Below are 11,708 nucleotides of genomic sequence, written 5' to 3' on the forward strand. Positions count from 1 at the left end.
CGCGACTCATGAGTGCTCGGTTATATGCGGGCCAATTGGTTGTGCGGTAGATTTTGTGTGCAGGCTTCTTCATTTGAAAATTATATCGCTGAAAAACCCTTTACAGATAGGTTTGTGCAACAAAGCCCTGTCAACCTATAAAATTTAAATAATTGATTTTAATCTTCATCTGTCGCATATACATTGCGACAGGTGAAAGATTATCAATGATTATTTTATAGAAAAGCAATCTATATAAATATTCATTTTTCATATTTTATGGATTTTTATTTTTAGATATTCGAAGCAAAATAATATATCTTAAAGGTATTTATATAATACCTATAAAATATGCTTAGCTCTCCTCTTTAAAATAAATCAGCTCCATATAAAGAATATAAAAATAAAACGGAGCGCAATAAAAAAAGCCCTGACAATGTCAGGGCTTTTTGAATTTGGCGGAAGCGGTGTCCGTCTAACAGTAGTCCTAAACAATCCCAAATAACATTATAAACATATATTTTTCAATTATTTAATATTTTAATTATCCAAAGCCATCTTGCCCAATCCTACTATTTCCAGTATTTTATGAGGGGTAGGTTGTGGGGTAAAATATAATATGCCAAAGAAATCTAAAGAGTTATCTGCTCTGAGTGTAGCAAAAATTAAAACGACTGGTCGACATTCTGTAGGGGGTGTTGATGGCTTATGTCTAAATGTCGAGGGTAATTCCCGTGTCTGGATTTTGCGTGCTGTTGTGGGGAAACGTCTGGATAAAGATGGAAAGTTGAAACCTCATCGTCGTGATATTGGTATCGGCCCCTACCCTGAAGTTTCTTTAGCTGAAGCCCGTGCCAAAGCCACTGAATTACGATTACAAATACGAAGTGGCATTGATCCAATTGCTCATAAACAAGAACAACTAGAAAAGCTGTATGTTCAGAAACTTCGTGACAAAACATTCCTTGAGTGTGCAAAAGTCGTTATTGCCAATAAAACCCGTGAACTGAAAAATGAAAAGCATATTGGGCAATGGACATCTACATTAGAATCCTATATCTATCCAGCTTTAGGCAATCGTTCAATTAGCACAATTACAAAAGTTGATATTGCCGAAGTTCTTAGACCTATCTGGATTGAAAAGAACGAAACAGCTAAACGTATTCGTGGTCGTATAGAAACTATTTTTGATTATGCTAAGGCTATGGGATATCTTGTTGGGGATAACCCAGCTGAATGGAAAGGTAATCTTGAACCTATATTGGGTAACATAAAACAGGAATCACGCCCCCACCCATCCTTACCTTATGAACAGGTAGCTGAGTTTATTCAGCACTTGAGGCAGAAAAAAGGTATTTCACCTAAGGCTCTGGAATTTACGATTTTAACGGCTTGTCGGTCTGGAGAGATTTTTGGTGCAACGTGGCAGGAAATCGATTTTAAACATAAGGTTTGGATCATTCCGAAAGAACGGATGAAAGCAGATAAAGAGCATCGCGTACCTTTATCTCAAGAAGCAATTGCTTTGCTAGAGTTAATTAGACCATATACGCAGCAACAAAATTTCATTTTCCCTGCTCCACGTGGCGGTATGCTTTCTGACATGTCATTGACAACTCTGATCAAACGTATGCATGAACAAAAGCTTAAAGAAAATGGCTTAGGCTATATTGATCCAAAGCAAAATCGAGTGATTACGACCCACGGTTTCCGTTCAACCTTTCGTGATTGGTCAGCTGACAAAACAGATTATCCACGTGAGGTTTGTGAGCATGTACTTGCACATAAGCTGCCAGATGAAGTTGAAGCTGCATATTTACGTGGGGCTTATCTAGAAAAACGTAAAGGATTGATGGCGGACTGGGCTGAGTTTTGTGTTACGTAAAAATAAATATTGTAAAAATCGTGCTTCATCATTAAATAGTAGAAGCACGAATATGCTCATAAATTTTTTTTATATTTGTAATGACAGTTTCACAAAACAATTTACAGGCTGCATAAATTCATTAATTTTTAAATAATAGTTAATTATTATTTAGCCTGAAATGAGCTGAAAACTGGATCAGAGTACTGTTTAGATTCACTCAGATCGTTACAACAATAATCCATAAAAGTTAGCTTAACAAAGTAACTATCAAAAATAATTACTTTAATTGCTATACGAAATAAACTGAACTCCTGTTGGTCTATTTGATCTAAATAGAGCTCTGAGTACTCTTTAAAATGTTCAATCTTACTTTTTACTGTAAACCATTTAGATACCGCTGGTGGATAACTCTTAATCAATGCGTGAATAATAGATTCAGTATATTCATGACGGCTTGTCTTTTCTTGTTCAGGTCGATCCCATGCACCAATAAACAACTCTTTTTCAATAGGTGAATCATAATACTCTGGCTGATAAAAAAATCTAATTTCTTTAACTGTGCCAGTTGATAAATCCGCTTTTTCTTCAGGATAAGCTTGTACAAGCCATTTTTGCGATAAAGCCAATTTCCACATATCCGTATTAATGAGTCTGAGTTGATTTAATTTTTTAGAATCATTTTGAATAGTATCACTCACAATATATTGCTCTGAATCTTCAAATGTAAAATGCGGTATATTAAAAACTTTAGGGCTATGTTCTACTTTTGGAATACGAATTAGATTATTTTCTGATCTTCCTGAAAAAAACCATAAAGTATTCCCAGGTCTATATCCTTTTTCGGGTGTATAAAACACATAGTTGTTTAAAAAACTCTTAACTTCTTCACGCTTAATTCGAGTTTCTTCAGATTTTTCTACAACGTCACTAATATTTTCTGTTAATTGTATAAAAATTAATTCATCTGATAATTTTTCAACTTTAAAGGCAGGTACATTTAATAATTTATCTCCCCACAAATCAATATATGGCTTACCAAATACTACTCCCCAATACATATCAGGTAACCAATTACGCAATTGATCTGTCGTTGGCTCAACTCCTCCAATATGTGGGTTAGCAAGACTCCAACTATCATTAACCTCTATATCAATAATAGTTAGATCAGCATTAAATTTCGTACAAACTTTTTTTACGTATTCAACTAGCTTATTTTGATCAGTTTGTTCTAACTCACTATGAATTACCTCCATAGCATGCATATTATTATGTATAGGAACACTAAAAGCCCCCCAAGCCTTTGTTTTCTTAGCTCTAGACCAGTATAGACTACTAGCCTGTCCGCCACGATCATCAGGAATTAATGTTTCAATTAAGTCTTGAGAAAATTTAATTTTAAATGGCTCTCCAAACCCGCATTTTTCAGGAACTAATTCAGGGTAATGTTCGCATCTAAACTTTATACGCCGAAAGAAACTTTCGGGATTAGCTAAGTTTTGATGAGTATAAATATTTGTACGAATCGCAGTACTAATTTTCATATTGATGATGTTCCTAAATTTAACTGAAATCTTTTAATAATTTAAGAGCTTGCGTCTTTTGATCAAATGTATAGATAGCCCCTTTAGATTCTCTGATTGTTTGCTCAATAGTACTGGAGTATTTAGTATCTGGATTAATAACTAATGTTACTGGCTTTTTAGTCGCAGCATACCCTCTAAATTGCTTTGTATCAGTGATGTACTTTAAATTTTTGAATTCAACTAATGTACCCCCATTACCAAATGCATCTGGAATGATATTGATCTGTCCATCTCTTTCTGTTCTAACCGTAATCATTTCTCGGTTACTATTTCTTTGTATTCCTAACTTGCTTGCAGCACTTACTTCAAACTCCCTTCCATTCAATCTATTGCGTGTAATTACATCAACTTTATTTTGGTAAACTGTTTGGACATAGGAACGATCTGTTTTTAATTTATCAAGCTCATTCTTTGCAAGGTTAAGTGAATCTCCTTTACCCGGTTTTAAGTCAGTTCCAACAATTAAATCTATTGCCGCTAAAGCGCGATCAAATGGAGAAGTGCTTCTACCAAATACTGTCAATAAATCATCGGCAATGCCTATTAGTTCATCTGCACTTTGTTCTTTTAGAGATTTTACAAGATCACTTTTTGTATACTGTAGACCTTTCTTTTTTGCAGCGTTAAATTCATCCAATGTTTTAACTAAAACTTTACCCGTCGCAGTCGCTAATTTAACTAAAGAATTATTTTGAATCGCAGTATCAGCGCTATTTGCAGCTGTATTTACATCATATCCTGCATATGCAGCAACAGTACCTGAAACCAATTTACCTATATTTCGAATTTTGAGTTTTTCATTGTCCGTATATTCAATGCCATTAGCAGGATCAGGCATTAATCCTGCGACGATTTCACCTACACCCGCCCCGATTGCCCCAGCCTCACAACTTGCTTTTGTTGCAGCTGCTGCCGCACAACCTACTGCAGCATGAGCAATTTTATGAATTGTGTATTCAAAGGCACTAGGATCAACTTTATCTAGACTTGTACCAATTTGACTTGCTAGTTCTCCCTGTAATGCCCCTGCTAACCCGGCTAATAAAGCAGCCTGTAAATTGTCTTCGAGATTTCCCCCTTTGATAGCAGTTTGTACTAAAGTAGAGCCGACAGAAGTCGCAAAGTTATTCATTAAACGATCAGGAAAATAAGTACTATCAGGCTTAAGATTTAAAGCTGTACTTACTTGACTCAACAAACCTGCTGTTACAATACTTGTAGCTAAACCTCTTACCGACTCTTTACTGCCCAGCTCATTTAAAGTCTTAGCAATATCTCCACCATTATTAATCAGGCTTACACTCGCTTGTGTTGCTAAAGTTGTAATTGCTGCCTGACTCATTGCAACTGCAGATCCCCCCAAAGTAGATGCTGTTCCCCCTAATGCCCCTACTGCTGTAGCTCCAGCGCCTGCAGTCGCTGCTACCACAACAATTGCAATGATTGCGGCGCCAGCGCCTGTCAAACCTTGCTGCTTATAATTCCAATTCTCTTGAGCAAGTTTAACCGCTTCCCAATTGACATCTTTTCGAGCAATAAGCCCTTTCAAATATTCATTACCAGGCTGATTAGAAAGCTTAATCACCTCAGCACGAACATCATTGTTTTGGCCAGAAACAACAGGCACTTGTACTGTTAGTCCGCCTTTCGCTTCAAACTTTGGTACAACTGGTCCATTAAAACTTGGCAGTTTTGCTGTTTCAGTAATTGAGCCTGTATCCTGCATAGATTGCCAAACAACTGAATTTTTTTCTTTATGAAGAGTATTTTCAATGAGTGTAGTTGCCGAAGTTAATGTAATTGTTCCTCCTGCAGTTATTGAAGCGCCAGATAGATAGTTAAATTCTGAACCTTGTAGAAGAGTATCAAATGCTGCTTTAGTACTTATATAATCAGCTTTTGCTTTAACAGGTAATTGTGTAATTTCTTTATATGATGAATTTGAGGTCGAATCATTATATTTAAATCCCCAAAATGAAGATTTTTTTCTTGAAGTAGTCTCTTTTCTTTTTATTTCATCAGTTACAAGTAGTTTTATATTTTTAGCTTTAATATCAATATCGCCATATGCATCCATATTTGTAGAATATAAAACCGTATCTCCTTTGCTTTTTAATAAAATATTTTTACCTTGTAAATTTACAGGAATTGAAGAATAGTTTTGAGCTTGATAAATAGTTTGTGTAGTTTTTTTCTTTCCGTACCAAGTTTTTTTAGTCGTTGTTTGCGTTGATTTATCATAACTTTGATCTTGACCAGTTAATAATTGAATATCTTTTCCACTTTGTAAATCAACATCTCCATACCACGAAATAATATCAGCACCTTGAATAACTAAATTATCTGTTAAGTTTTCACCTAATGAATTTATTGTTACTCCATTTGAGCCCCTAATTTGATTCGCAACAAAATTCTCTCTAACTTGATAATTAGCACCTGTATCAACACCAAAATCAAAACTATCAACTACTCCATCTATTAATATACCTGCATCCAGTTGCTCAGTAAGTTCTTTAGAGGTTTTAGTTTTTTGTAAAGTACCTTGAGACTCTATTAAGATTTTTTCTGGACTAGTAACATCTGTTGCTCTTAATAAAATTCCCTGCTTTGCATTAATTTCGATATTTCCTGTGTTACTTACAACATTAGCTTTTTTATGCTCAAAACCATTTATATTAGACAAATAGAAATTCATATCTGACTGAATTGCTTTACCTCTTTCTTCAGCAATCGCAATCTCATTAAGAACATATTGGGGTCCAAGTATTGCTAATAAAATTTGATCAGTAGGATATTGCGAAACTAACAATGCTTTAGCTGCTGCGATAAATTGATCATTATTTTTCTTTTCATTCGAAAGCATCTGATAATTTAAAGTATGAGGTGCATTAACATGTTTATTTTTTATACCATCAACAACAATATCCCCATTAGTGGCTACTAAATTTATAGCGCCTTTAGCATTTAAATTACTTCCATCTAACTGTATAGATTTACCAATTAAATTAATCCCACCATTACTTGTTACTAAGTTTACAATTTGCTCTGAACCATTACCTTTCATACCACCATAACCAGCCAATTTTAAATGACCATTCTTTGCAATAAGTTCAATATCACCAATTGCAGATAAATTTATTATCTTTGGGTCAATTGTTAAACCAGTAGTTCCGGTAGTTTGAATACTTAAATCACCATTTAAACTACTGAGTTTACTATCATTTTTTAATAGATCACTTCCCGTGGCATTGAAGACCAGACCTGGCTTCATAAATAAATTTGTGGTCTCTAATAAAATAGCACCACCTGTCAATTGGGCATTCTGCATCACCTGATTGCCCGTTGCAGTAAGGGACAAAACACCCTTTGCTGTTAAGTTGGTTTTAGCTGATGGATGCCACACAGTAGCGGTCGGCGTATAATCTGCATTCAGATATAGGGTTCGTTTTGAATTGACTGCTAAATGTTGATCTGAGTTCGCTGTGATATTTTTAAGAGCCAAAATATCCTTGGCGTAAATTCCAGTATTCCCCTTAGACTGCAGCTTACTGTCTGCAACACTGAGCATGCCTGCTTCACTGTTTAGATGTAGCTGGTTTACAGTTGAGGTCAACACAGTATTCTTAATATCAATATTACCCTTTTTAGTTCCGACTGATACAGACTGGCCTTCGAGCTGATTGCTAAGAGTAGTGTCATATCCATTATCTCCACCACCAACAACCACATCAATATTGGAATCTAGATTTACACCATTTTGTCCAAGGATTTTTAAATCACCTTTGACTGTAGTTAAATCTGCGGAATTAACACTGACTGTACCTTTTTCTGCACTGGCAATTACAATTCCTTGAGCTGCGTTAATCACGGTCTTATCTGTAATCTGTTCATCACGATCGGCCTGGGGCGCGGGCACAGTGGTTTGGACCGAATTCAAGTTTACATTTTCATGGGCGATGATCGATGCATGGCCTGCAGTGGAGTTAACTTTCAGACTTTGTGCCTGAATACTGCCCTGTAATGAGGCTAAATTGACATCTTTGACTGCAGTTAACGATGTGCCTTGTGCTAAAGACATGGCATTATGTGTCGTTAAGTCAATGCCCTGATCTGACTTTACTGTCGTGTTCAAGTTTAGAGTATCAGACTGGGTGACAATACCATTGGCTGCATGGAGCGCCGTACCCGCAAGCTCTAGTCCTTGCTTGGCTTCAAGTTGTAGTTTTCCTGAAATCTTAGCTAAGGGTTTCGCTTTATTATCCCAAGTCAGATTTTTGCCACTGTAGATATTGATATCTTTTAAACGTGTAGCATTATTGACTAGGTTAAAGCTTAAGTTTTTAAGACTGACATCACCTGAGCTATAGATATTTAAGTCTTTGCCGGCATAGAGTGTTCCACCATCTACTTGGAGCAAATGTGCCTCTTCAGCTGACTGGACATTGATTGAACCACTCGTGGCCTGTAGGGTATTTCCTATTAGTTTCAGATCTTTGTTGGCAGTCAAATTTAAATCTTTCGCAGCGATCAGTCTTGCTGTGCTGTTACTCACCAAACTTTCATTGGCATTAATATTGGCAGAACCACGGTTACTACGTAACTCTGAATTTGCTGCCAGACTGATCCCTTTAGCATCGACATATAAGTCCCCATTTGTACTGAGGTTATTAATTTTGGTCCCGGTGGCTAAGTTTAGATTACCTTGAGCTCCAATAATCAATGCTGCTGAGTTCAGAGTTGTGGCATCATAATTTAGCGTAATATCTTTTGCATTCAGATTTACGTCATTATCAGAATCAATATTGATCAGGCCATAGCTATTCACTGAACCACTTATAGCAATATCCGCAGCAGCTCCTGTTCCGGCAACGCTGACCAAACCATTCTTTTTATCTGTGGTTGAGATTGTCCCACTATGCACAATTTTACCAGTATTGGTCACCACTATATTATTTACAGCTTGGACTGTACCTGCATTCGTGACACCTAAGCCCTTTTCATTCCCCATCAGAAAAATGTTATTGGCATACATCCCGCCCAAACTTTTAATATCTACTGCCAATGCAGGTGCTGCAACTGTTGAAGTTTTACTGTCAATGCTCTCAAGATCGGCTGAGATGGTATTTGCACCTGTAATGACATTAATATCTTGATTAGCATGCAGTTGTGCATTCAAGTCTAACGCACGTGCATAAATATCTACATAATCAACATTATTGTTGTTCCCACCTAAACCTAAAGTTGAACCTGTGTTGGCTGTAACCGTCACCTTACCCTGGTCTACAACAAATTGCTTTAGGCTTCCATCCGCATTTAGCTGTGCCTTGCCTGTGGTAAAAATGGCCTTATTGGCATTAATGAAACCGCCACCTTTAATATTAATACCAGCTGGGTTAGCTATAACGACATCTGCACGTTGACCGGCAACCTCAAGATTTCCTTCAAAACGGGTTGCTGCAGTTGAATTGATTTCATTTAAAATAAGCCGTGCTTCACCTTTAGCTAAAAATGGGTTTGCTCCTACACTTCCCACAATGGCAGAACCGGCACCTGTACGGCTATTATTCAAGACTACACCATTACTCAGCACATCCATTTGTTTATAGATGTTATGGGAGACACCATTTACTGGGGTTTGAATGTTGACTACAGGTACATTTTGACCTTGGCTATTCTTTCCCACGCCCACGACTGGACGGTTCGCTGCATTAGCCACCGGATCTGCCTGAATCTGTGCATATACAGGCGCTACAGACATCCATATACTCATGCTGGCCACCAAGCTTTTCACTACCCAATGCTGGTGTAAAGCTGTACTATCATGAGTTCCTGGAGATATCGCTATTTTTGCACTCTCCCCAGCAGCTTTGGTTTGGCTTTTACTATTTTCCCCTACAGCGATGAACATATTGCGGGGTTTGCTGAAAATGATGCGATAAAGATTTTTATTCATTGAAAGTACTTCTATTTTTAAATCAAGTTTTTAAATTCAAAGGTTTAAAAGGAATAATTTAGACTAAAGCCTGTAATAAGCTCTTTTTTCATACGCTGTGGTGCAACCAGTCCGTGTCCAACAAAAGCATCCAGATATAGCCCTTGGTAGTAGCTACGTATTCCCGTAACTCCACCAGCTAAATAACACTGCCCTGCAATACTGTGTTCTCCAGCAACCCAGCCCTGATCTACCCCTAGATAGACTTGGCTGTTCAAGGGAGTGTTGATATTTATTTCTTGCTGCAGGAAATGCCCATTATCTCCAGATAACATGATTTCCCCATCAAAACCGCGAACACTATAGCGGCCACCAATATAGAAGCGGTCTTGGGGCACCAAGACCTTCGGCGCATATTGTCCTTTCCAATTGATGCGGTATTGAGCTGCCTGACTGAATAAATTAAAAGGATAATTTATTCGCAAGTCAGCGCTCCAAAGTGGTGCGCGTGAGTAACCTTCGACCGGAAGTGGATTTCCAAAAATGTCGGTAATTTCTTCTTCTGGCGCAGCCAGTGAATTAAAAGCGCCAACCCCTCTTCGATAATCTAACCCAACATCGACTAAGGTATTGCCAATATAGTGCTTATGCTGAATACCCGCATGCCAGCCAGCTGTACGTCGATGCTGAACACCGATTTCAATATCTTCAATATAGTTGCGGTTTTGCTTTTGATAAAATTTGCCATATACGGAAGTTTTATATTGGGTTCCGCGTAACAACATTTTAGACAAGGTGATATTAGCCTGCTGACTTTCACCACTGTATAAAATCGGACTCTCATAACCCGCAACATACTGATCGTATTCATACCAGTTGTAAGTTGCACTCAAGTCAAAGGTCTGGAACGGTAATTGATAGCTGGCAAAGTAACTTTTATTACGGTCTTGATCAAAATCATCAAGCGAATGGCTGAAATTAAGATACAGACTGTCATTCATTCGGGCAGGATTATTCAGGGTCAGTCCAATGTTACCAATATATTGTCCGGTGCTTTTATTGCCCGAATCATCTACAGACAGGCTGACATGAAGTTTTTTATAAGGTTGCGTGCTAATCAGAATGTTACTTTGCCCTACTGCCGTCTCTTCTGTAGCAGGCTCTATTTGAATATCAACCTCTAATCCAGATACTTTTTTTAAATTTTCTAATGCATGATCTAATGAGCGGATATTAAGAATATCTCCTTCTGTAAAAGGAAGTGCTGTCTTTAACTGCAGCACTGAAATATCAGGGCCATTGTGTCTAATCTTAGCTATGCGTCCTGGCACCAATTCAAACCTTAACATCCCTTGCGTCATATCCTGTTCAGGCACCACAATTTGAGTCGTGACAAAACCTTTCTTGATCAGCTCATTCTGAGCGAATCTCACCACGTTCTGTAAGCTCTGAGTACCAATGCACTGCTCTACAATCGTATTGCTTTTTTTATTGAGGATTTGGCTTAAAAAATTGAAAGTATCAAGAGTTTTTGGATGTGAATCAGTCACATCTATACGGATAGTGTGGATATCAAAACAAGGTTCTTCCGTAACAATAAGATGCTGTTTTTTGAGTAAAGGTGTCAAGCTAGGCTGGATAATAGCTTGGGTATCCAGCTGTTGCTTTAAATCACTTAAACGTTGATCCTGTCGAATGAGCTCAGGAAGCGATAAGTCTTGCGGAAACGTAGCGTTAGCAGCAAATAGATTGATATTTCCTGCAGCATGTACGTTACCTATTCCCCAAACATAACAAAGACTTAAATAAAGTATTTTTTTCATGAATTACATTTTTTAATATAGCTTTTCAATACACAACAAAATCTACTTTTTTTATCTAAAATTTGCAATGCTTTCTTACTACCAATTTCTTCTTTTTTACCAGATGATAAATTCTATTATTTACATTTTAGAAGTAGTTTCCCTGAATTCATTTGAAAACATATTCAGCTATAAGCTTTCATTTTTCTTGTACACTGTAATGGTGAAATGCTTTCTGACATACCCTTAACAACTTTGATAAAGTTCATGCATGAACAGAAGCTTAAAGAAAATAACTTAGGCTATATTGACCCTAAACAAAATCGAGTGATTACCACACATGGCTTCCACTCTACATTTCGTGACTGGTCAGCAGATAAACAGATTACCCTCGTGAAGTTTGTGAGCATGTACTTGCACATAAGCTGCCAGATGAAGTTGAAGCTGCTTAGTTACGTGTAGCATATCTCGAAAAACGCAAAGGCTTAAGGCTGATTGGGCTGAGTTTTGTAATGCACAAAATTAATAGCATAAAATCTATGCTT

The 11,708-nt window shown here is 37.2% G+C and carries 4 protein-coding genes and 1 pseudogene; 2 read left to right on the forward strand and 3 right to left on the reverse strand.

What is annotated here, in order from left to right; translation table 11 throughout:
• Nucleotides 1-598 precede the first annotated feature (598 nt).
• Nucleotides 599-1,864 (forward strand): integrase arm-type DNA-binding domain-containing protein, encoded by a 1,266-nt coding sequence (locus FTU54_RS04945; RefSeq protein ID WP_180046032.1) that lies wholly within the window; start codon nucleotides 599-601, stop codon nucleotides 1,862-1,864.
• Nucleotides 1,865-2,010: 146 nt separating this feature from the next.
• On the opposite strand, the gene FTU54_RS04950 is transcribed toward FTU54_RS04945, so the two are convergent.
• The 3 genes from FTU54_RS04950 to FTU54_RS04960 are packed head-to-tail and all read right to left on the reverse strand — an operon-like array spanning nucleotide 2,011 to nucleotide 11,184.
• Nucleotides 2,011-3,387: a hypothetical protein gene (locus FTU54_RS04950; RefSeq protein ID WP_180046034.1), complete on the reverse strand. Its 1,377-nt coding sequence runs from the start codon at nucleotides 3,385-3,387 to the stop codon at nucleotides 2,011-2,013.
• A 19-nt stretch (nucleotides 3,388-3,406) separates the two neighbouring features.
• Complete coding sequence (locus FTU54_RS04955; protein WP_180046036.1) at nucleotides 3,407-9,382, reverse strand: DUF637 domain-containing protein; 5,976 nt, start codon at nucleotides 9,380-9,382, stop codon at nucleotides 3,407-3,409.
• A gap of 44 nt (nucleotides 9,383-9,426) precedes the next feature.
• Nucleotides 9,427-11,184, reverse strand: a complete 1,758-nt coding sequence (locus tag FTU54_RS04960; protein WP_180046038.1) for a ShlB/FhaC/HecB family hemolysin secretion/activation protein — start codon at nucleotides 11,182-11,184, stop codon at nucleotides 9,427-9,429.
• 198 nt (nucleotides 11,185-11,382) lie between these two features.
• Here FTU54_RS04960 and FTU54_RS04965 point away from each other — a divergent pair.
• Nucleotides 11,383-11,689 (forward strand): annotated as a pseudogene (locus tag FTU54_RS04965) (integrase); the annotation flags it as partial.
• Nucleotides 11,690-11,708 lie beyond the last annotated feature (19 nt).

The sequence above is a fragment of the Acinetobacter sp. YH12116 genome, assembly GCF_013418895.1.
Taxonomy (GTDB): Bacteria; Pseudomonadota; Gammaproteobacteria; order Pseudomonadales; family Moraxellaceae; genus Acinetobacter; species Acinetobacter indicus.

Coding starts and splice junctions, on each gene's coding strand:
- FTU54_RS04955 (WP_180046036.1), bottom strand. CDS start 9,382: ATGAATAAAAATCTTTATCGCATCATTTTCAGCAAACCCCGCAATATG.
- FTU54_RS04945 (WP_180046032.1), top strand. CDS start 599: ATGCCAAAGAAATCTAAAGAGTTATCTGCTCTGAGTGTAGCAAAAATT.
- FTU54_RS04960 (WP_180046038.1), bottom strand. CDS start 11,184: ATGAAAAAAATACTTTATTTAAGTCTTTGTTATGTTTGGGGAATAGGT.
- FTU54_RS04950 (WP_180046034.1), bottom strand. CDS start 3,387: ATGAAAATTAGTACTGCGATTCGTACAAATATTTATACTCATCAAAAC.